Here is a 21,053-nt window from a genome sequence, read left to right as displayed (position 1 = left end):
AACGTTACGCAACTCCCAGCTGGCATTCAGCACCGAATGAGGTTCTAATGTGTGTCCATGACCGTACCTGGCATCGACCACCCCCGTCTGGCCGCGTGGATGGGCCGGAACGTGCCCGACGCGGGCGAGCCCCTGTCCGTCTCGCTGATCGCGGGTGGGCGGTCGAACCTGACGTATGTGGTCGAGGCCCGCGACCGCCGGCTGGTGCTGCGCCGGCCACCGCTCGGTCATGTGCTGCCCACCGCCCACGACATGCGGCGCGAGTTCCGGGTCATCTCCGCCCTCGCGCCGACGCCCGTGCCAGTGCCGGGTCCTGTCGCGTTCTGCGCCGACGAGGACGTGATCGGGGCGCCGTTCTACCTCATGGAGTACGTGCCCGGCGCCGCCGTGCGGACCAGGGAACAACTCGGCGACCACACGCCCGAGCAGGCGCGGCGGTTGTCGGAGCGGCTGGCCGAGGTGCTGGCGGCCATCCACGCCGTCGACTACCGCGCCGTCGGGCTAGCGGACTTCGGGCGGCCGGAGGGCTATATGGCCAGGCAACTCGACCGGTGGAGCCAGCAGTGGGAGCGGTCGAAGGCGTCGGAGTCGCCGGAATATCACCGGCTCGTCGACCGGCTGCGTGAGCGGCTGCCCGCCGAGTCCGCCGGCACGCTGGTGCACGGCGACTACCGGCTCGACAACACACTGATCAGGCTGGGGGAGCTCGAGATCGCGGCCGTGGTCGACTGGGAGATGTCCACCCTCGGTGACCCGCTGGCCGACCTGGGGCTCACGCTGACGTACTGGCACGACGCCGGGGACGACGAGCGGGCGGGGATCCCGGTGGCGGGCGACGTGACGGTGGCGCCCGGGTTCATGAACGCCGCCGAGTTCGCGAACCACTACATCAAAACGTCAGGGCGGGATATTTCGGATCTTGGATTCTATGTGGCCTTCGGTAACTTCAAGCTGGCGGTCATTGTGGAGGGTATCCACGCCCGCTTCCGGCAAGGTAAGACCGTGGGAGAGGGATTCGACCGCATCGGCTCCGCCGTTCCCACGCTGATCGCCCGCGCCCACCGCATGCTCGACCAGCACTAGAGATGATCGACCGGCACTAGAGATGATCGACCGGCACTAGAGATGATCGACCGGCACTGAGACGCTCGACCAGCCTGGACCCCGGGCCTCGACCCCGCAAGGAGCGCCATGAGCACAGTTGCACTGATCACCGGAGCGGCCAGCGGCATCGGAGCCGCCGTGGCACGCCGGCTCTCGGCCGGCGGGGCCAAATGCGTGCTCGTCGACCGCGACGGCGAGGGCGTGGAACGGCTGGGCAAGGAGGTCGACGGCGCGTGGCTGGCCGCCGACGTCAGCGACGAGCAGGCCTCGCTCGACGCCGTCGCGCTGGCCGAGCAGCGGTACGGCCGGCTCGACCTGGTCCACCTCAACGCCGGCGTCAGCGGCCGGGTGGACCTGGCCGACTTCGACGTCGAGCGTTACCGCCAGGTGGTCGGGGCGAACGTGGACGGCGTCGTCTTCGGCGTCCGGGCCGGCGTCCCCCTCCTCGCCCGTTCCGGCGGGGGCGCCATCGTGGCCACCGCGTCGCTGGCCGGGCTCGTGGCCTTCTCCGGCGACCCCGTCTACACGATGACCAAGCACGCCGTCGTCGGCCTTGTCAGGGCGCTGGCCGAGCCGCTGGCGGCCCAGAACATCCGCATCGGCGCCGTGTGCCCCGGCTTCACCGACACGCCGCTGGTCGCGGAGGCGCGGGAGATGTTCGTCAACGCGGGTTTCCCGTTGCTCACCGCCGATGACGTGGCCGCCGCCGTCGAGTCCGCCTTCTACGCGGAAACCCCGGGCACCCTTCTCATCGTCCAGCCTGGCAGGCAGCCGGTGCCGTACCGTTATGCCGGGGTGCCCGGCCCAGCGGGCGGCCAGCGGCCACCGCGTGCGGATTGACGGTTAGCGGTCTGCAAGTCGGGCGATTAGCGTCATCAAGGCTGGGCTACGCTCGGCCTTTCTGTATGTTCGTCCCTTTGTGGGCTTGTGAGGAATGAGGAGCGTTCAGTGATCCCGACCGATGGCCGTCATGCGCGCCGACGTTCGCCATGGCCGATAGCCCTTGGAGCCGGCATCCTCGCGGTCGTCCTCGTGGCGGGCATCATGGTCTACGCCTCTCTCAGGTCTGAGGAGCGCAGCGATTTCAGCGGCCAGGTCGCCACGACGGTGCCCACGGAGCCGGCTCCCAAGCTGGAGAAGCCGCCCGCGCTGGCCAACTGGCCGCGCTGGGGCGTCACGCACACGCAATACAGCGCCGACAACGAGCCGGAGCAGGTCATCGAGCAGGCCACTGGCCTGCTCGGCCGGGTGCCGATGGTGCAGAACCAGCACATCATGGGCTGGGGCGTCGGCAACCCCGAGCCGAGCCCGGGGCAGTACAACTTCGGCGACCTCGACCGGCGGCTGACCTTCATGTCGTCGTCGCGAGGGCTGCCGGTGATCACGTTGTGCTGCGCCCCCGACTGGATGAAGGGCGGCAAGGCCGGGCGTACGGACTGGAGCAAGAACCACACCGTCGCCCCCGAACCCGAGCACTTCGACGACTTCGCCAAGCTCGCCGTCAGGGTCGCCAAGCAGTATCCGACCGTCAAGCACTACATGGTCTGGAACGAGTTCAAGGGCTTCTGGGATGCGACCACCAACAAGTGGGACGCCAAGGGATACACCGAGCTCTACAACAAGGTCTACACGGCCTTGAAGAAGGTGAACAGCGACATCAAGGTCGGCGGCCCGTACGTCCCGATCGAGAGCAGCGCCAGGAGCCAGGAGCCCTCCGAGCTCACCGGCTCCTGGGGGACCGTCGACCAGCGCGCGCTCGACGCGATCCAGTACTGGATCGACAACAAGCAGGGCGCCGACTTCATCGTGGTCGACGGCGCGTCGATGACCAACGACAGGGGCAACATCCCCGACGACTTCGCCGCCCAGACCAAGTTCAGCGCCATCACCTCGTGGCTGCGGCAGAAGAGCGGCGACCTGCCGGTGTGGTGGGCGGAGTGGTACGTCGAGCCGGAGAACTCCGGCTGGACGGAGGAGCAGCGCACCGCGGTGCAGGCGACGACGCTGATGGAGTTCGCCAGGAGCGGCGTCACCACGGCGCTCTACTGGAACCCGCAGATGAAGGACGAAGGCGAGTGCCCTGGTTGCCTGTGGGCGCCGAAGGCGGGCGGCGAGATGCCGATGGCGGGCCTGCTGAGCGGGTTTGCCAAGTGGTTCCCCGCCGGGGTCGAGGTCTCCGAGGTGCGGACCTCCGACCAGCGGATCAAGGCCATCGGCCAGCAGCGCCAGAGCGTCATGGTGAACACGTCCGGCGAAGACGTCACCGCGACCGTCGACGGCAGGCAGGTCACCCTGCGGCCGTACGAGATCAAGTGGTCCGGCAGAGGCATGTGAGCATGGTGGTCGCAGACACGCCCATCACCCACCGCACGTTCACCCTCGACGGAGGCCTGCGGATGCACGTCGCGGAGGCCGGCGTGAAAGGGCCGCTGGTGGTGCTGCTGCACGGCTGGCCCGACTGCTGGTACTCATGGCGCCACCAGCTCCCCGCACTGGCCGCCGCCGGCTACCGCGTCGTGGCCCCCGACCAGCGCGGGTGCGGCGAGACCGACGTGCCGCCGCGGGTCGCCGACTACACGATCGAGCACCTCGTCGGCGACGTCATCGCGCTCATCGAGGCGCTCGGCGAGACGAGGGCGATCCTGGTCGGGCACGATCTGGGCGCGCTCGTCGCCTGGGACACGGCGAAGAAGCGGCCGGAGCGGGTCGCCGCGGTGGCCGCACTGAACATGCCCGACCGGTTCGCCGAGCCGTCGGAGCCGCACCCCCGGCCTGTCGAGGCCCTGCGAACCGCGCGCGGCGACGGCTTCTTCGCCGTACGCCTCCAGCGGCCAGGGGCGGACGACGCGGCGCTCACCGCCGAACTCGAGCGTGACCCGCAACGACTGGTGCGCCGCGTGTTGTACACAGGGTCCGGCGAATCCCCGGTGTGGAACGGCATGATCCCCGACGGAGGGACGATCGTCGACGCGCTCCGGGACGACCGGCTCCCGGCGTGGGCGAGCGAGGACGACGTCAAGGTGTACGCCGCGCTGTTCGAACGCTCCGGGTTCACCGGCGGCCTCAACTGGTTCCGCAACATGGACAGGAACTGGGAGCTGTCGGAGCCATGGCGCGCGAACCCGGTCAAGGCGCCCGCGATGTTCCTCATCGGTGACCGGGAAGGCGACTACGGGAGCCAGGCGATGCAGGACCTGCTGTCCGGCAGATCCAGATCCGTGCCCGACCTGCGGGACGCGCTGGTCCTGGCCGGCTGCGGGCACTGGATCCAGCAGGAGCGCCCGGAGGAGGTCAACGAGGCGCTGATCGAGTTCCTGGGCTCGCTCTGACCCCGTGAGCCGGCCTGGTCCCGTACGTCAGGTAACGCAGCAGCCACTCCACCGGCCCGTACCGGTGCCCGCTGAGCCACGAGCGGCTGTAGAGGACCTGGGCCGCGAAGACGCCCGCGGCGATCAGCAGCTCCATCGGCGGGCTGACCCGGTCCACGAGCGCCAGCCCGTACCCCGTGAAGATGAGCGCGCAGATCAGCGACTGCGCCAGGTAGTTGGACAGCGCCATCCGGCCGGGCGCGGCCAGGGCTCGCCCGATGCGCGGCATGCGCGGCAGCAGCCGCAGGAACGTCGCCGCGTACGCGGCCGCCAGCAGCGGTGCCGTCGCCAGGTCCACCGCCTCGCCCCAGAACTTGTGCACCACGCCGGTCCAGGCGGACAGCGCGGCGAATGACGCCCCCGCGAGACCGGCCGTGAAGCCCGTCCACTGCAGCCTGCGCAGCGTTCTCGTGTGCGCGGACAGGTCGCGCAGAACGCCTGACTTGCCGGCCGCCAGCCCCAGCAGGCACGCGGCCAGCACCGCCGGCCCTTGGAACAGGGCGCGCAGCACGATGATCAGCGACAGCTTCCTCAGGTGCTCGGAGACGATCTCCCAGAAGCCCCCGCCCAGCGCCGCGTCCGACCTGGCAGCCTCGGCCGCGCCGTCCGTCATCGTGCCTGACAGGTCCAGCCCCAGCGTGGCCAGCACGGCCGCCAGCACGAAGCCGAGCGCCAGCACCGCTGTCAGCGCGACGGCCAGCAGCACCGCCGTCCTGGGCCTGATCCGGTGGAGGAACAGCAGGACCAGGCCCACGGCGGCGTACGTCGTCAGGATGTCCCCGGGGAACAGCAACACGGCGTGCGCCAGCCCGATCAGGAGCAACCCGGCCAGCCGCCGCAGGAACATCGGCCGGAACGCGCGCCCCTGCCGCGCCGCCGAGTCGAGCTGCAGGGTGAAGCTGTAGCCGAACAGGAACGAGAACAGCAGGTAGAACTTGTTCTCGACGAACATCGTCACGAACCACCGCACCGCCCAGTCGAACGGCGAGCCGAAGGCGGGCTCCGCCATCCCGGCCATCCGGTAACCGGAGGCCAGGAAGGCGATGTTGACGACGAGGATGCCCAGGAGCGAGAAGCCCCGCAACGCGTCGACGGAGACGATTCGCGCAGCAGTGGTACGTGCGTCCGGTCCGGCGGAAAGTGTCCTCTGTGCCCTCATTGAGGGTCATCATCCCGTAGAACCTGAGAGTTTCCTGGGCATTCAGTTATTTTGTGCGATGTAGATGAACCGTTCGATGACCACCGCGATGGCCACGACGAACGCCGGGACTGCCAGGAACAACAGGCGTCTCCGCGCCTTGCGCGCCCGGTTGGGGCCGTTCAGGCGGATGACCTCGTAGCCGAGCAGCGCCACCCACGTCACGATCAGCGCCCCGATGCCCACCGGCGTCCACGGCGAGGTGGGGTCGCCGCGGCCCTTGTAGGAGTGCGGCTCGGGGATCTCCGTCCCCCTGACGAACTTCTTCCAGGTGTAGAGCGCCGCGTCCTCGTTGGAGAACACCCGTTTCAGACTGGGCGAGGTGTCCAGCGCCGCGCGGAACTTGGCCCCCCAGTCCGCCGGGTAACCCTCGTTGAGCTGCAGGTAGCTCACCTGGCCGGTGCTCACCATCAGGTACGAGTTCCGCGGCTGCTCCTGCAGCGCCTTGACCGCGTCGGCGATCTTCGTCGGATCCTTGTGCACGAGCGCCTGCACGTTGAAGCTGACCCGCTCGACGTCCCGCTCGCCCCACGGCAGGGTCGGCGTGACCTCCGGCCCCAGCTTGGGAACCAGATAGAGCACCCTCGCGCTGGGCTTGTCGTGGTCGTAGACGTAGTGCAGGGCCGCCACCTCGCCGGTGGTGACCCGCTCGAACTTCTCGTTGCCGTACCTCGCCAGCAGGAACGCCATCGCGAACAACACCGCGAAGCACGCCGCGAGCACGACCGAGATCTTCCTGGTCAGCTCGGGATTGAAGCGCACGTTCCGCTTGCGCAGCGGCACGGTCTCCTCGCGCACGTCGGCGCTGTCGGCCGGCAGGTTGGGGAAGAACGCGTACGCGGCCAGCAGGCACGCGCCGGGCAGCGCGAACATGTAGATGCGCAGCCCGATCTCGCCGCCGTAGCTCTGCAGCCCCAGCGCCAGCACGGGCACGCAGAGCAGGATCAGCGCCGACCTGTCGAACACCCCGCGCCGCAGCCGCCGGAACAACCCGGCCGCCGCCAGCCCGATGATCACCACCAGGATGCCGAGGCGGGCCTGCAACACCATCGCGTGGGCGGGGTCGGTGCCCTCGATCCGGTCGCCGGTGTTGCTGCGCAGGTTGGACAGGACGTTGCCCAGGCCGCCGAAGATCGTGTCGATCTGGCTCGCCCAGAAGCCCACCGTCATGTAGCTGATCCAGGCCGCCACCACGAGCCCGAGGAAGAACGGCAGCCCCCACGTCAGCGAGGTCCGCTTCACCAGCAGGAACGCCGTCACCACGCCGAGCATCATGAACGGCGTGATCTGGTGCGAGGCCACCGACGCGATGAACAGCGCCAGCAACATCATCAGCATGAGCAGCTTGTCGGCCCGGTAGGTGCCGGTGTTGGCCAGCTCGCCCGGCGTCATCGCGTCCAGCCTGCCGAGCAGCTTACGCAGGCCCTTCGGGGCGATCGGCCTGGTCCGCGGCTCGACTCGCCCGAACCATCGCAGCAGGATCGCCACGAACGCCAGATACAGGGCGAACGTGAAGCCCTGTGGCGAGAAGTAGTCCTGCCCGATCCACTGCACCAGCACGAACAGCAGCGCCGCGAACCACCGCGCCCGCGTGGTCGCCACCACCTGACGCAGGATCAGCACGAACGGCAGCAGGTAGAGCAGGTTCGACAGGAGCGGCGTCCACTGCAGGATCGTCGTCATGTCGCTGATGCCGGCGGCCTTCGTCACGAACGCGAACAACGCGAAGAAGCCCGGCCATCCCATGCGGGCGTCGATGCCGATCGCCGTCTCGCCCGTCCTGCTGATGAACTCCACGAAACCGGCATGGATGTACGCCGTGGGGAAACGCGGTTCGCTCGCCACGAGCGACCCGACGCCGTGCAGGGCGAACGCGATCGCGGCGATCTGGAACAGCAGCAGGAACTTGCGGTCGGTGCTCTGGGCGACCGTGACGAAGAACGACACGATCATGATCAGGATCGCCAGGAACGCGGTGACCGGGAGCGCCGAGATCAGCCCGAGACCGTCGATGTCGGCCGGGTCCACACCCCGCAGCGGCCCCGGGGACACCTTGACGGCGAGGATGAACATGAGCAGGCCCTCGAGGACCAGCACCAGGGGCAGCCACCGGGGCGCGCTGGCGATCAGCGCGCTGACCCGGGCTTTCAGCGCCTGCGGTTGCGCCGTCGCCTGCAGCTGTGCGACCGGCCCTCCTGCCGGACCCTGGGGCGCCTCCTGCGCCACGCCCACGGGCCCGTGCGGCGGCGCCCCGACGAGCGGAGCCCCAAGCGCCCCCCTACCGGGCACCCCACCAGCGAGCGTCCCGGGCGTCCCGCCAGCGGGCACCCCACCAGTGGGCGTTCCGCCAGCGGGCGCTCCGGGATGAGGGCTCCCCGCTGGGGGTGGCGTTGCGGTGTTCGGCTTCCCTGTGTGAGGACTTCCTGAGGCGGGGCCTGTGGCGGGCGGCGCTGCGCCACCCGGGTTTCCGCCGTGAACTCCGGGCTGGGCCCCACCGGACGGTTGCCGATGCCCAGACGGCTGAGCACCGCCGGTCGGCTGTGTCCGGACAGGCTGCGGGCCGCTCGCGGATTGCGGGCGGTCAGCGGGCTGTGAACCGCCGGCCTGTTGGGGGCGGGCAGGCTGCGGGCCGCTGCCGGGCTGGGGGCGCGCGGACGGCTCGGCCGCGCCGTCGGCCTGGGACTCGCTCGCCGGTTGCGGGCGCACACCCGCCTTCCCGCCTCCGCCAGCCTTCCCGCTTCCGCTGGCTTGTCCGCCGCCTGCGGGGTGCGTGCCACCGGTCGCTTGCGCGCCTCCGGCCGGTTCCGTCCTACCGGCACCCTGTGACGTACCGGCACCCCGCGATGAACCGGCACCCTGTGCGCCTCCGGTCGGCTGCGTGCCACCGGAAGGCCTTTCCTCGGACGGTCGCGGACCGGTGGCGGGCTTCGTTCCCCTGGACGACTGCGGCCCACTGGCCGGTTTCGTACCGCTGGCCGGTGGGGCGGTGGCGGCGGCCTGCGCCGCGCCGGACGGTCGTGTCCCCCCGGACGCCGGCGCCCCGCCGGTCGGTTTCGTCCCTCCGGAAGCCTGCGACTCCACGGACGCCTGCGAAGTCCCGGTCGGTTTCGTTCCGCTGGACGCCGCAGAACCGCCGGATGCCGGAGAACCGCCGGATGGCTCAGCATCGCCGGCGGGTGGGGGGCGGAGCGCAGGGCTGGTCGAGGCGGTCTCCGGTGAGGAGCCCACGTCGCCCTTCCCTGGCGGTGGTGTCACCGGGAGGCGGATGGCCGTGGTGCGGTCGGAGCCGGGCTCGGCGGCACTCTCAGCGGTCTCCCCCTCGGTCTCCTCAGACGTGCCGGAGCCCTCACCAGGGGGCTCGAACGTCAGCTTCGGGATGATCCCGGTAGCTTCCGGATCGAAGGGCACGTCTGAGTCCTCCTTGTCCCCGCGCGCATCCGGGGAGCCCGTGGTCCCCGGTGTCACGCCATCGCTGTCCCGTTGCCTCGCGTTGACCATCATGCGGTCCCGGACGACCCCTGAGTGACAGCCGGTCGACCTGTATCGCCGAATCCGAGAATCTTACGCAGATTTCCGAAGATCAACAGCGCCACGAGGAGCTCGCTGGCCAGCAGACCGTATCCCACGGCGTTCACCCCGGCGTAGGGGAACAGCACGAGCGTGGACACCAGCACCAGAACGGCCAGCCCGATCTGGACGACGGCCAGCGTGCGCGCCCTGCTCTGGGCTCGCAGCGCGCTCAAGTAGACCTCGATCAGCACCCGGGGCAGTACGGCGAGCGCCATGAGCCGCAGCAGCGTCGTGCCCTCCTCGGCGAAGGCGGGCCCGAAGATGGTCAGGATGAGCGGCGCCCCGGCGATCGCCACCGTGATGATCGGGATGACGATCATGAAGGCGCGCCGCAACGCCCGCCGGCAGTTCTCCGCCAGCTGGGACCGGTCGAACGAACCCTCGACGGTCAGCGACACCGCCATGTTCATGGCCAGCAACTCGATCATGCTGGCCAGGGTGTGCGCCATCGAGAAACGCCCGAACGTGGCCTCGCCGACCTGGGTGGCGATCACCACGGGCACCAGGTAGACGATGGCCAGGATCGACAACGTCCCGGGGAAGTCGCCGGCCAGGAACCTTCCAATTTCGCGCAGGCGAGGAGGCTCCTGCTCCGCGTCGGCCTGCCTGGTGTGCCGGGGCACCACGACGCCGAAGATCAGGAAGTTGATCGGGATCAGGGCGAGGGCGGTCGGGACGACCCAGGAGACGAAGATGCCGCCCGAGGGCAGCGCGCCGGCGAGCGCGACCAGCAGCCCCATCTTGACCAGGCCGAATATCAAGTTGTTCAGTGGTACGAACGGGGCCCTGCGCAGGCCGGTCAGCACGACGTCCTGGAGGGTGAACACCGCCCACACCACCACGGACGCCAGGAAGAACAGCCCGGGCCCGAACCCGGCCAGCACGGAATAGGTCTCGCCCCACAACGGCAACGTCAGCAGGAAGCCGACCGCGGCGACCCCGCCCGTGGCGGCGGCCAGGCCGTACCCGCGCAGGATGAGCTCGGGCGTGCGGCGGCCGGCCACCGGCAGGTAGCGGGCGAGCGCTCCGACGAACCCGAGCGCGACCAGCGACGCGAACAACCGCATCGCCGTGATCACCGCCTGGCCGCGGCCGAACTCGTCGGGGGAGTAGTAGTGGGCGGCCAGCAGCCAGTAGCCCATGCCGAGCACGCCGGTGATGACGGTGTTCGCCATGAGCGCGTAACCCTGCCGGAACAGCGGGTTGCGCAGGTCGACGAGGATCCGTCCCCAGACCCTAGACATTGCCGCGCACCCGTTGCAGCCCGTACCTCGTCCTGCGCACGACGGCGTAGCCCTTGGTGAGGATGCGCTCGCGCATGTAGATGAGAGGTACGGCGGTGCCTTCGACGGCGCGCTTGAACATGTTGATGGTCGTGCCCTTGCCGACCGTCAACCGGGGGATGGCGAGCATGTCGTGCCGGTCCGCGGCGATCGTGTTGCTGACGGCGCAGGCGGCGAAATAGCCGGCCTTGCGCACCTCACGGCGAACGCGGGCGCTGGAGTAGCCGTAGGGGTAGGCCATGGTGGCGACCGGCGCGCCGATCTTCTCCTCCAGCAGGCCCTTGTTCCTGCGCAGCTCCTGCCGGAGGTCCTCGGTGCGGAGCTGGTCGAGCTGGGGGTGGCTGTGGCTGTGGCCGCCGACCTCGATGCCGGTCTGCGCGGCCTCGCGGGCCTGGCCCCAGGACAACATGGCGTCGAGCGGCCTGCCCGCCGCGTCCTTGCCCGCGTCGGACACCCAGCCGCTGGTCAGGAAGACCGTGGCGGGGAAGTTGTAGCGTTCGAGCAGCGGCAGCGCGTGGCTGTGGAAGTCGGCGTAGCCGTCGTCGAAGGTCACGACGACCGGCTTGTCGGGCATCGAGCGGCCGTTGTTCTTGTTGAGCGAGGCCACCAGGTCGCCCAGCGTGAGCGGGGTGAAGCCGCTCTCCGACAGGTAGGCCAGCTGCTCGGCCAGGTCGGAGGGCCGCACCGCGTGCGGCCGCGTCTCGTCGTTGGGGTTGTCGCTGACCGAGTGGTACATCAGGATCGGGACGCGGATCATCAGCGTGCCACCTTCAGCCGTGCGGTGCCCACCACGTAGCCCCAGGTCGTCCAGGCCAACCCGATCACGATCGCGGCGGCCCTGCCGAGCCCGCCCAGGTCGCCCCGCAGGGCCTCGCCGACCCCGCGCAGCGCGCCGAGCGGCAGCGTCTTGATCGCGTGCGCCCGCTCGCTGGCGAGCCCGTCCTGGGTGCCGACCTCCTGCGTCACCAGCGCCTTCGACAGGCCCTCCGCGTAGCACCTGGACCGGAAGTAGGCGAAGCCCTCGCGTTGCTCCGACACCTTGTGCCCGATCGCCGCGCGCGGCTCGAACAGCATGACGGAGCCGGGTTTGCGCTGGGTCAGCCGGATGCAGAACTCGGTCTCCTCGCAGCCCAGCGGCCGTGACTTGCGGCCCTGCACACTGCGCCCGATGCCGCTGTGGAAGCCGCCCACCTCGGACACGACGTCGCGCAGGAAGGCGGCGTTGCCGCCCATCACGTTGCGGATCGGCGCCCTGACCGCGGGCATGCCGCGGTAGGTGCAGCCGACCGTCCAGTCGAACTCGTACGGGAACCACCGCGGCCGCCTGCCGGACGCCCACAGCGGGTCCGTGCGACCGCCCACGCCCACCACGCCGGGTTCCTGGAAGCCCTCCTCCAAAGCCTCCAGCCACCCGGCGTCGGCGACGGCGTCGTCGTCGAGGAACGCGACGATCTCACCGTTGGCCGTGGCCACCCCGGTGTTCTTGCCTCCGGACAACCCCTGCTCGTGCGTGTTCTCCACCACGATGGCCTGTGGATATTCGCGCTTGAGCTTGAGGTGCAGGTCGGGGTTGTGGTCGACCACCAGGATCAGCTCGTGGGCCGGGCGGGTCTGGTTCTCGACCGACTCGACTGCCTGCCTGATGTCCTCCCACCGGTCCTCGGTGTAGACGCAGATGACAACAGACGTGTTCACAACGGTCCCTTTTTATGCGACGCCTCGGTCAGCGGCTGGGGTGGCGGTGGGCTCAGGCTGGGGCGGAGAGGGCTGGCGGCGCCACTCCTTCAGGATGGTCTTGAGCACGCGGAAGCCATCTCGTACGACGTGCAGGTTGCTCTCGCCGTGGATGCGGTTGCGTTCGTGACTCGGCACCTCGTGCACCTTCAGCCCGGCCTTGGCCGCGCGCACGTTCATCAGCGTCTCCACCTCGAAGCCGTCGCAGTCGAGGTCGAGCACGTCGAGGTGGCGCGCCCAGAAGGCGTTGTAGCCGTAGCACAGATCGGTGTACTGGGTGCGGTACATCACGTTGACGATGCCGGTGAGGACCTTGTTGCCCAGACGGCGGTTGATCGTCAGGTCATCGCTGCCGCCGCCGGCGGCGTAGCGCGAGCCCTTGACGAAGTCGGCGCCGGTCACCAGCGCGCCCACGAAGTTGATGATCTCGCGGCCGTCGGTCGAGCCGTCGGCGTCGATCATCACGATGATGTCGCACGTGCACGCCGCGAAACCGGCGGCCAGGGCGTCGCCCTTGCCCTTGCCCGTCTGGGTCACGACCTTCACGTTGGGCCGCAGCCGCCTGGCCACGGCGACCGTGTCGTCGACGGAGTTGCCGTCGACGAGCACGATCTCGTCTACCCACTGCGGGATGGTGGCGAAGACGTGCGGCAGGTTCTCGGCCTCGTTCATCGCCGGCACGACCACGCTCACCGTCGGTGAGATGGCCAGATGCGGCGTCACGGGCGTGAAGCTCGACGGCGGCGGCATCGAGCGCAGGGGGGCGGCCTGGAGCTTGCCGTTGGGCTTGGTTATCTCGGGACTCATGGCGAGGGATTTCCTTCCGGGACCCCGCCGTGCGAACCGGACGAGGTCATCCCCGGGTGCTGCGGGAACGACGAAACCGGTGGGCGGTGCATGGGGGTCCTGCGTGGAGAGTGAGGGTGTATGTGCTGGTGCCGGGGGTGGGAGCGGTCAGCTCGCTCCCGATGCTTCCTTGACTACATTGGGTGACTCCTGCTGTTGCACTGAGGTGCGCACCCGACCAAAGCCCTTGAGGACACGGTCGGCCGCCTTATAAAGAGACGGTCGGTCCATGACAATTGTTCGGGCCTTGTTGAAAGGAGTTCGGCCGATCCAGTGCACCGCCGCGGTGGCGGACGGTCTCGCGATGCGGCCTTCGGCGACGTACAGGACCCCGCTCTTGAGCCAGTCTTTGTACTCCTTGCCGCCCTTGCCCATGTCGACCATGTGCAGCCCGTCGTTCGCGGCGGCCTCGGCCATCTGGAGGTGATGGACGATGCCCGGCGAATATCGGGCGAACTCGGTGTCGTAGGCGGGGAACCACCCTACAAGCGTGGTGGCCGTACGGAGGCCGAAATGTCCAGCCACCGGCACGTCGCCCGCATAAAGCATGGTGAGCACGCCTCCGAAGTCAGGTGACTTTTCGGCATGCATCATTTCCGTCAGCTCGACGATCCACGGCTGGGCGAACCTGTCGACCCGGCCCGTCCTGCGGTATTGGTCTGACTTCCAGGCCAGCAGGGTGCGCAGCACCTCGGGGTCGGCCGAGGCCCACGCGAAGCGCAGCTCCCCCTGCTCTCTGCCGAGCTTGCGCTCCTTGTAGCGGACGGTCTTGAGGTTCTTCGGCGAGTTGGCCTTGACCTGGTCGATCCAGGCCTCGAATCCCGAGGTGAAGTCCATGACCGGGGCCGGCCGGACATCCTGCTCGTAGGGGGCGAACGTGGGCTGCCCCGCCACCAGATGGTCGAAGTCGAACACGCTGAGCTTGCAGGCTCGCAGCAGCGCCTTGGCGTCGAGGTTGAGCTCCGGCGTGGCGATCAGGCCGTGGCAGGTGGTCAGGAAGCCGCCGAGCGGCTTGCCGATGCCGAAGTTGTGCCGTTCGTACGGGAAGAAGCCGGCGATGCCGGCGCCGTCGGAGATGACCGCCACCCTCACGTAGTCGCGCAAACGGTCCATCGCGACGGCGAACTCGACGGACAGGAACGGGTTGTCCAGACCCGGGTCTGCCTTCTGCAGCTCCCGCCACCGGGCGCGTTCGGAGTCTCCGAGGTCTCGCGGCCGAACTACCTGGATGTTCACCTTGCCCTGGCCCCCTGTTCGGTCTGCATGCTCTTCCCCCGGTACAACACACGAAGCACGTACATGAACCCTCCGAGCACGGCGACGGTGGCCACACCGGCCCGCGGCGACCATGCGTTGAACAGCAGCATGGCCTCCGCGAGAAGCACGTTCAGTACGAGACTTGCGGCAGCCCCTACTGATAGTGCGGCAAGGGGATCACGATCACGCAACAGTCCCACCACTGCGGCCCCAGGAACGAACAGGAGGAACAGGGAGATCAAGAACGGGCGCAGCGGTGTCTCGATGTCGAACAACGCGACGATCGCCCCCGCTATGCAGGCGAACGCCAGCACCCACGCCAGTGCTCTGCGGTGCTTGAGCATCTCCTGGTTCTCTCCTGATCTTCCTGGTTGGAACGTGTTTGATCGCAGTTCATGGGACCAATCAGCGCCTGAGCACGTCAATGCCGACGCTTGGTGACGCTGACCGGTTCACCCGCAGGCTGAGTTTTCTCGTGTGAGCTTCAACACATGGTCAAGCGCTCTCCGGCCCCGGAGTGGTCCCCAAGCACACCAGAATGCCCTATGAGGGCTAGGCTCTTCGAGCCAGGGCCCGAATTATGCCCAATTGTCGTATAAGCATCGATCTACCACCGCTTGGCGCGAATGTTACCTGTTCACCCGTCCATGGTGTCCACGGAGGAGCTCTCCGCACCGGCGGTTGGCGTCTCCGGAGGCTCGGTGATGTCCGTGGGCGCATCGCCGTCCGGCGCGTCGGAGGCCGGCGGCCGCTGGTCGGCCACCCAGGACAGCGAGCAGGACCTGGTGCCGCCGTTCGAGGTGAAGGCGACGCGGCCGCTGCCGGACGCGGTCGGATCGACGACCGTCACCACCACCCGCACGGAGCCGCCCGCCTTGATGGACCCGCTCGCCGGGTGCACGTCCAGGCCCTGCGAGGCGGTGGCCACCCAGGAGACCGAGGCGTTGCGGGCGCTGAGCCCGATCCTGGCCAGGCCGTCCATCCCGTCCGGGCACGACGCGACGAGCCTCGGACCGGGCGCGGGCCTGCGCCGGGAGGCCGTGGGAGCGGGGGCGGGCCTGGTACGGGGCCGCGTGGCGACCGGCCGCCCGCTCGGCGTGCGCCTGTCCGGCCGGGTCGCGCTCGGGGTCGGGGTCGGCGAGGGCGCGGGCTCCTCCCCGTCCTCCTCCAGAACGGGCCCAGAAGGGAGGCTCTCCGCCACGGAGAGCGTCGGGGAGTGCGCCGGCGGCAGCGCGGTGCCGCTGGAGACGTCACGGCCGTTGATCACGACCACGGCGCCCGTCGCGGCCAGCAGGCAGGCCCCGGCCAGCGCCACCGGCGCCAGCCGGCGCGGCCTGCGCCGGCGCGAGCGGCCCGCGGCGGCCACGGGGAACCCCGTCCGGTCGAGGGTGTCGCCGCGATCGGTGATCAACGTACGGGTCTGGTCGCGCTCCGGGTTGACGCACGTGTCGACCACCCGGCGGCGCAGCGAGAGCGGCGCGAACGCGACCGGCACCATGTCCACCAGCCGAAGGGCCGAGATCTGCCGGTGCCGGCCCTCGGTGCACACCTCGCACCCGCCGATGTGCCCCGACAACCGCCGGCGCAGCAGCGGGGTGAGCGGCCCTTCCCACGAGTCCACCATCGCCGACAGGTCAGGGCAGTGCGCCCGCCCGGTCCTGGCCAGCACCACGGCGGCGGCGGCGTTCTCCAGGTGGTCGCGCGCGCGGCCCAGCCTGGCGCTCACCTGGCGCGAGGTCAGCCCGAGCACCGCGCCCACCTCGGCCGGGGCCAGGCCGTGGCGCAGCGACAACACCAGGACCTCGCGCTCGTTCCTGCTCAGCTCGCTCAGCGTCTCGTAGACGAGGTCGGCCAGCTCCGGGTCGTCGTGCTCGCCGGGCTCCGGCAGCGACAGGCCCTCCACGGGAGTGCCGCTCCGGTGCGACATCCTGGCCTGTGCCTGGAACCGGGTCAGCGCGTACAGCCAGGCCCGCAGCCTGGCGGGCTCCTTCAGCCGGTCCACGCATCCTTGCGCGGTGACGAGCGCGTCGTGCACGGCGTCCCCGGCGACCTCTCGCTCCTCGATGAGGGAGCAGGCGTAGTCGTGCAGCCGCTCGCCGTAGGAGTCGTACAGCCTGGCGGGGGCATGGGTGTCCGCGCGCCGCAGAGCCTCGACGAGCTCCTGATCGCCGCTTCGGTCGACGGTCGGCCATCCAGGCACGGATTCCCTCCCCGCGGGTCGTACGGGCGCTCAGCCCCACGCGGAGAGGACGCCGCCCTGTTCGGGGTGGTTCGCCCGCCATGCCCAACGGGCATGAGCGAGCCCGCCTCCACTCCGTGGAGGCGGGCTCGGTCGCCAGACGCCGCCGTCTTCCCCCGCTCTGGTCGCTGCGCTCCCGTCGCTCCTCCAGACGACGGCACTTCCTCGCGGGCTCAGCCGTCGCAGTTGGGGGAGCAGAGGCGGCGCTCCATGCCCTGCAGGAAGAAGTCGCGGACCTGCAGGATGTCCTTGGCGATGTACGCTTCGCCGCCCGTGGCCTTGGCCAGCGCGTCCATCTGCCGCTTGCCCTTCTCGGCCTCCGGGCCGAACGCGATGAGCAGGATGCTGATGGGCCGCTTCGGGGTGTAGGTCTTCTTCAGGTACCGCAGGATCTCGGCGTTCTTGACGCCGCCGTCGGGATCGTCGTTGCCGGCGCCGTCCGTGAGGATCAGCAGCGTGTTGATCTTGTCGGGCTGGAACGTCTTGGTCAGCTCCGCGTAGGCGGCCCTGATCGTGTCGTTCAGCCCGGTGTCGCCCGTGGGCTTCGCCTCGATCTGGGCGAACGTCGTGGCCAGCGCCTCCTTGCGGAGCGCCCCGTCGATCGACTCGGTGACCGGCCCGACGGAGATGAGCTCCTTCCAGTCCTTGCCCCGTCCGTCCAGATGCGTGGAGAACGTCCACAGACCCAGCTCGGAGTCGGCGGGGAAGAGCCCGAGCCCTTCAGTCGCGATCTTGTTGATGGCCTGCATGCGGGTCATGTTCGTGCCGGGCACGGGCAGCGCCATCGTTCCCGAGACGTCGAGCAGGGTGAGCAGCCGGGAGCCGAGGTTCAGCCTGGACCAGGTCTGCACCATCCTGGCCACGGTCGCGGTGTCGGGCGGCTCCAGCGCGGTCGGCGCGTCACGGGAGAAGCCCTTCTCCTCCGACAGCGCGTCGCCCGCCTTGCCGTCGGTGCCGCGGAACCCGGCGGCGCGCAGGGTCTTCCCGGCCGACTCCGTGGTCAGGTGCTGCTTGAAGTCGGCCGCCGCCTTCAGCACCGCCGGGTCCTTGGCCAGGATCGTGACGGGGTAGTCGAGGCTGAGCGTGCCTTCCTTCGGATAGAGCGCCACCACCGGCGCCTCCGGCTTCTTCGCGTTGTGGGCGTGGATGGCCTGCTCGGAGGTCACCCCGACGGGCACCCTGCTGGACTTCACCGTGAGGCTGGCCAGCAGCGCCGTCGAGTCGGGCGCGAGCTGGCCGGACAGCTCCTTCAGCGCGCCCACGAGCGCCTTGTCCTGCTTGGCCTCCCTGGCCGTGCCGGCGGCGGCCAGCAGCGCGGCCAGCCCGGCGGAGTTCTTCTGGGGGTCGAGGGCCAGCACGCGCACCTTCTTGCCGGGCCCGTCCACGTTCGCGACGTTCGCCGCCGCAATCATCGCGCTCCAGCTCGGCTGCAGGGTGCCGGTGAGCTTCGGCGCGGCCGACTTGGCCGCCGCCAGCACCACGGGCGAGGTCGCGATCGACCCCTCGACCTGCGGCAGCGCCTTGCCTCCCGAGGTCTGGCGCATGCTCTCCATCAGCAGGCTGGAGTCGGCCACCCAGAAGTCGGCCGGCACCTTGCCCGCGGCCAGCGCGTTCGCGGTTTTCGCCGCCGCCTCCTTGGCCACCGTCACCTCGACGCACTTGCTGTCGATCGAGTGCATGGCCTTGTTGTAGTTGCCGGCGATCTTGTTGAGCGCGGGATGGATGTCGGGGGTCGCGACGACGCGCAGCGGCAGCTTGCCGCTGGAGCAGTCGTGGTCTCTGTTGAAGATGACGAACGCGGCGACGCCGAGGAGCACGGCCATCGCGACGGCGCCGGCCAGCGGCACGAGCACCCTGCCGCGACCGTTGCCGGATCGCTTGCGCGGGGGTGGAGGTTCGCTGGCTCTGTATCCGCCGTCGAGATCGTCTGTGCGGTGTCGCCCCACGATGCCCTCTTAGGTGTGTTGGAACCTTCCGGAGACCCTAGCGGGAGAAGCTCCGCAATACTCCGGGAACGATACTCGGTGCGGTCAGTGTGGCAAAACAGCCCTTTTGGTGCGACGATGACGCAGTGTTACCGTCAATGGCAGCATGCGTGACCGTGCCAGGCGCGCCTTCCCTCGCGTACGGCGATCGCCGCCAGGGCGACCGCGACGGCCGGGTCGACCCACCACCAGCCGACCGTGTTGAGCCACAATCCGGCGAGCACGCCCGCCGCCATGGCCGCGCAGATGAGGTTCTGCGTGCCCTCGCCCGCCGTTGACGGCGACGCCAGCCGCGCGCCGAGCCGCCGCTTGGCGATGCCCAGCAACGGCATGCTGACCAGGCTGACGGCCGTCACCACGATCCCCAGCACGCTGGGCACCGCCCGGTGCCCGGCCACCAGGTCGTACGCCACGTGGATGACCAGGTAGGGCGCGAGCAGCCAGAAGCTCACCGCGACCGCCCGCCTGGCGGTGGTCTCCGCGCTCGGCGACAGTGTGCGGGCGCCGGTGAACCGCCACACCACGATCATGCTGGCCGCCGCCTCCACGACCGCGCACAATCCCCATCCGATCAGCGCGACGGAGTGCGCCACGAGGCCCGCCGCCAGGCCGAGCGTGCTTTCCACGCCCAGCCAGACGAGCGTAGCCACCGAGAGTGAGCGAGCCGCGCGAGCGGCGCGCAACCAGTCTGCTGACGCGGCCGGATGCTCACGAATCCGCTGGTCAGGCACCATGAACCCCCGAACTCCCGGTTATCCGGCCGTCGACAGCGTTACGTACCGTACCCACTACTGTCCGTGACTCTAGAGCGTGCTGGCAAAGGATGTTCAAGGTTCGGCGCATAATGGGCGAAGATCGTCAGATGGGGGGAGACGATTGCCGTTCACGCCCAGCCACGTGGCCGCGGTGGTGCCGCTGCTGGCATCCTCCCGGGTGCGCAGGTTCGCCGACCCGTGGGCGCTGACGCTGGGGTCGATGGCCCCCGACCTGCCGCTGTTCCTGCCGTTCCTGCCCGACTACACCGACTGGCACTCCTGGCCGGGCGTGGTCACCCTCGACCTCGCCGCGGTGCTCGTGCTGCTGCCGCTGTTCCACGTCGTGTTCAGGGAACCGCTGGTCGCCCTCCTGCCGGCCGCGCTCGCCGGCCGCGCCGCGCTGCTGGCTCCCGAACGGCTCAGGCTCCTGCCGATGGCCGCGGGCGCGGTGATCGGCGCCGCCTCTCACGTGCTCTGGGACTCCTTCACCCACTCCACCGGGGCCGTGGAATGGGGCGGCTGGGCCGGCGTCCACGTCTTCGGCGAGATCCCGCTCTTCCGCATCCTGCAGTACGTCTCCTCCGCGATCGGGCTGGCCGTCGTCGTGTGGTGGGGCCGGCGCGGGCTGTCCAGGATGCCTGCCGCCCCGGTGCCCGGCCGCCTGCTGATCCCGTGCCGCGCACGGTGGTCGGTCCTGACCGCGTGCGCGGCGGGCACGGTGGCGGGCGCCCTCCTGTGGCCGCTCGTGGACGAACCCAGCCCTGACCTGGGCGTCCCCGGCGTGCTCACCAAGACGGGCGTGGGCACCCTGATCGGACTGTGCCTCGCCCTCACCTGCTACGCGGTGGTCTGGCAGGTCAGGCGGCGCATGACAGTATCGGAAGGTGCTTGAGTACGTCACCGACCCCGACGACCCGCGCCTGACCGACTACACCCGGCTCAGGGACGTGGAGCTGCGCAAGAGCCTGGAGGCCGAGCGCGGGCTGTTCCTCGCCGAAGGCGAGAAGGTCATCAGGCGCGCCATCGGCGCCGGTTACCCGATCCGGTCGGTCCTGACCACGCGCCGCTGGCTGGCGCCGCTGGAGGACGTGCTCGGCGACGCCACCGTCTACGTGGTGAGCGACGAGATCATGTCCGGCATCGCCGGCTTCCAGGTCCATCGCGGGGCGCTGGCCTCGATGGAACGCCTGCCCCTGCCCGGCGTCGAAACCCTGCTCAAGCGGGGCGGCCGGCGCATGCTCGTGCTGGAGGACCTGGTCGACCACTCCAACGTGGGGGCGATCTTCAGGTCGGCGGCGGCGCTCGGCGTGGACGGGATCATCCTGTCGCCCCGGTGCGCGGATCCGCTCTACCGGCGGGCGGTCAAAGTGTCGATGGGGGCGGTGTTCTCGATCCCGTACGCGCGGATGGACGACTGGTTCGATGGGCTCGCGCAGCTGCGCGAGGCGGGCTGCCAGACCCTGGCCCTGACCCCGGACCAGACCGCCGCCCCCATAGACGAGGTCAAGGCCGCGGGCCGGGTGGCGCTGCTGCTGGGCGCCGAGGGCGACGGGCTCTCGTCCCACTGGCTGGAGGAGGCCGACCAGGCGGTGTGCATCCCCATGAGCGCTGAGGCCATGGCCGCCGGGGTCGACTCCCTGAACGTCGTGGCGGCCGCGGCCATCGCATGTCACGGGCTGATGCGCTCGTCCCGCTGACCTCCGCCCGTGCGGCT

At 69.8% G+C, this 21,053-nt stretch carries 17 protein-coding genes; 6 read left to right on the top strand and 11 right to left on the bottom strand.

What is annotated here, in order from left to right; all coding sequences use genetic code 11:
- The first annotated feature begins 57 nt into the window (after positions 1 to 57).
- The 4 genes from E1294_RS06440 to E1294_RS06425 all read left to right on the top strand — a co-directional run bounded on the left by E1294_RS06440 (position 58) and on the right by E1294_RS06425 (position 4,433).
- On the top strand, positions 58 to 1,083 hold the full coding sequence (locus tag E1294_RS06440) for a phosphotransferase family protein (protein WP_132505652.1): 1,026 nt from the start codon (positions 58 to 60) through the stop codon (positions 1,081 to 1,083).
- Positions 1,084 to 1,191: 108 nt separating this feature from the next.
- Entirely contained in the window at positions 1,192 to 1,944 is a 753-nt protein-coding gene (locus tag E1294_RS06435; RefSeq protein ID WP_132505649.1) for an SDR family oxidoreductase, read from the top strand.
- Positions 1,945 to 2,052: 108 nt separating this feature from the next.
- Positions 2,053 to 3,438, top strand: a complete 1,386-nt coding sequence (locus E1294_RS06430; RefSeq protein WP_246082851.1) for a GH39 family glycosyl hydrolase — start codon at positions 2,053 to 2,055, stop codon at positions 3,436 to 3,438.
- A 2-nt stretch (positions 3,439 to 3,440) separates the two neighbouring features.
- The gene (locus tag E1294_RS06425; protein WP_132505643.1) at positions 3,441 to 4,433 is read left to right on the top strand and encodes an alpha/beta fold hydrolase; all 993 of its coding nucleotides are present in this window, start codon (positions 3,441 to 3,443) and stop codon (positions 4,431 to 4,433) included.
- On the opposite strand, the gene E1294_RS06420 is transcribed toward E1294_RS06425, so the two are convergent.
- The 11 genes from E1294_RS06420 to E1294_RS06370 form a co-directional block, all read right to left on the bottom strand.
- Positions 4,396 to 5,556, bottom strand: coding sequence for a DUF418 domain-containing protein (locus tag E1294_RS06420; RefSeq protein WP_246082850.1), 1,161 nt, complete (start codon positions 5,554 to 5,556; stop codon positions 4,396 to 4,398). The genes E1294_RS06425 and E1294_RS06420 overlap by 38 nt on opposite strands.
- Positions 5,557 to 5,673: 117 nt before the next feature.
- Positions 5,674 to 7,902: a hypothetical protein gene (locus E1294_RS06415; protein WP_132505637.1), complete on the bottom strand. Its 2,229-nt coding sequence runs from the start codon at positions 7,900 to 7,902 to the stop codon at positions 5,674 to 5,676.
- A 1,265-nt stretch (positions 7,903 to 9,167) separates the two neighbouring features.
- The gene (locus tag E1294_RS06410; protein ID WP_132505634.1) at positions 9,168 to 10,484 is read right to left on the bottom strand and encodes a lipopolysaccharide biosynthesis protein; all 1,317 of its coding nucleotides are present in this window, start codon (positions 10,482 to 10,484) and stop codon (positions 9,168 to 9,170) included.
- Complete coding sequence (locus E1294_RS06405) at positions 10,477 to 11,280, bottom strand: polysaccharide deacetylase family protein (protein WP_132505631.1); 804 nt, start codon at positions 11,278 to 11,280, stop codon at positions 10,477 to 10,479. Before E1294_RS06405 ends, E1294_RS06410 begins: the two co-directional genes overlap by 8 nt.
- On the bottom strand, positions 11,280 to 12,218 hold the full coding sequence (locus E1294_RS06400; protein ID WP_132505628.1) for a glycosyltransferase family 2 protein: 939 nt from the start codon (positions 12,216 to 12,218) through the stop codon (positions 11,280 to 11,282). Before E1294_RS06400 ends, E1294_RS06405 begins: the two co-directional genes overlap by 1 nt.
- Before the next feature lie 12 nt (positions 12,219 to 12,230).
- Positions 12,231 to 13,064 carry a glycosyltransferase family 2 protein gene (locus E1294_RS06395; RefSeq protein ID WP_132505625.1) on the bottom strand — a complete coding sequence of 278 codons (834 nt, stop codon included), beginning with the start codon at positions 13,062 to 13,064 and terminating at the stop codon, positions 12,231 to 12,233.
- Between the two features lie 147 nt (positions 13,065 to 13,211).
- A complete protein-coding gene (locus E1294_RS06390; protein ID WP_132505622.1) occupies positions 13,212 to 14,339 on the bottom strand; it encodes a GNAT family N-acetyltransferase in 1,128 nt (375 codons plus the stop codon).
- Complete coding sequence (locus E1294_RS06385) at positions 14,336 to 14,704, bottom strand: hypothetical protein (RefSeq protein WP_132505619.1); 369 nt, start codon at positions 14,702 to 14,704, stop codon at positions 14,336 to 14,338. The genes E1294_RS06390 and E1294_RS06385 overlap by 4 nt, the downstream gene beginning before the upstream one ends.
- A gap of 293 nt (positions 14,705 to 14,997) precedes the next feature.
- Positions 14,998 to 16,560, bottom strand: coding sequence for a sigma-70 family RNA polymerase sigma factor (locus E1294_RS06380; RefSeq protein ID WP_132505616.1), 1,563 nt, complete (start codon positions 16,558 to 16,560; stop codon positions 14,998 to 15,000).
- A 212-nt stretch (positions 16,561 to 16,772) separates the two neighbouring features.
- Positions 16,773 to 18,446 carry a substrate-binding domain-containing protein gene (locus E1294_RS06375; protein WP_246082849.1) on the bottom strand — a complete coding sequence of 558 codons (1,674 nt, stop codon included), beginning with the start codon at positions 18,444 to 18,446 and terminating at the stop codon, positions 16,773 to 16,775.
- A 233-nt stretch (positions 18,447 to 18,679) separates the two neighbouring features.
- On the bottom strand, positions 18,680 to 19,234 hold the full coding sequence (locus E1294_RS06370) for a cation diffusion facilitator family transporter (RefSeq protein ID WP_246082848.1): 555 nt from the start codon (positions 19,232 to 19,234) through the stop codon (positions 18,680 to 18,682).
- A 226-nt stretch (positions 19,235 to 19,460) separates the two neighbouring features.
- On the opposite strand from E1294_RS06370, the gene E1294_RS06365 reads away from it, so the two are divergent.
- Together E1294_RS06365 and E1294_RS06360 are read left to right on the top strand one after the other, a co-directional pair.
- On the top strand, positions 19,461 to 20,231 hold the full coding sequence (locus E1294_RS06365) for a DUF4184 family protein (RefSeq protein WP_132505610.1): 771 nt from the start codon (positions 19,461 to 19,463) through the stop codon (positions 20,229 to 20,231).
- The gene (locus tag E1294_RS06360; protein ID WP_132505607.1) at positions 20,224 to 21,036 is read left to right on the top strand and encodes a TrmH family RNA methyltransferase; all 813 of its coding nucleotides are present in this window, start codon (positions 20,224 to 20,226) and stop codon (positions 21,034 to 21,036) included. Before E1294_RS06365 ends, E1294_RS06360 begins: the two co-directional genes overlap by 8 nt.
- Positions 21,037 to 21,053: the final 17 nt, after the last annotated feature.

This window comes from Nonomuraea diastatica, from assembly GCF_004349015.1.
Taxonomy (GTDB): domain Bacteria; phylum Actinomycetota; class Actinomycetes; order Streptosporangiales; family Streptosporangiaceae; genus Nonomuraea; species Nonomuraea diastatica.
The sequence above is the reverse complement of the archived record's forward strand: the minus strand, read 5'-3'. Positions and strand labels throughout refer to the sequence as shown.

Excerpts from the sequence above, each read along its gene's own strand:
- E1294_RS06440 (WP_132505652.1), top strand. The coding sequence starts at position 58 with ATGACCGTACCTGGCATCGACCACCCCCGTCTGGCCGCGTGGATGGGC.
- E1294_RS06435 (WP_132505649.1), top strand. The coding sequence starts at position 1,192 with ATGAGCACAGTTGCACTGATCACCGGAGCGGCCAGCGGCATCGGAGCC.
- E1294_RS06425 (WP_132505643.1), top strand. The coding sequence starts at position 3,441 with ATGGTGGTCGCAGACACGCCCATCACCCACCGCACGTTCACCCTCGAC.
- E1294_RS06410 (WP_132505634.1), bottom strand. The coding sequence starts at position 10,484 with ATGTCTAGGGTCTGGGGACGGATCCTCGTCGACCTGCGCAACCCGCTG.
- E1294_RS06405 (WP_132505631.1), bottom strand. The coding sequence starts at position 11,280 with ATGATCCGCGTCCCGATCCTGATGTACCACTCGGTCAGCGACAACCCC.
- E1294_RS06395 (WP_132505625.1), bottom strand. The coding sequence starts at position 13,064 with ATGAGTCCCGAGATAACCAAGCCCAACGGCAAGCTCCAGGCCGCCCCC.
- E1294_RS06385 (WP_132505619.1), bottom strand. The coding sequence starts at position 14,704 with ATGCTCAAGCACCGCAGAGCACTGGCGTGGGTGCTGGCGTTCGCCTGC.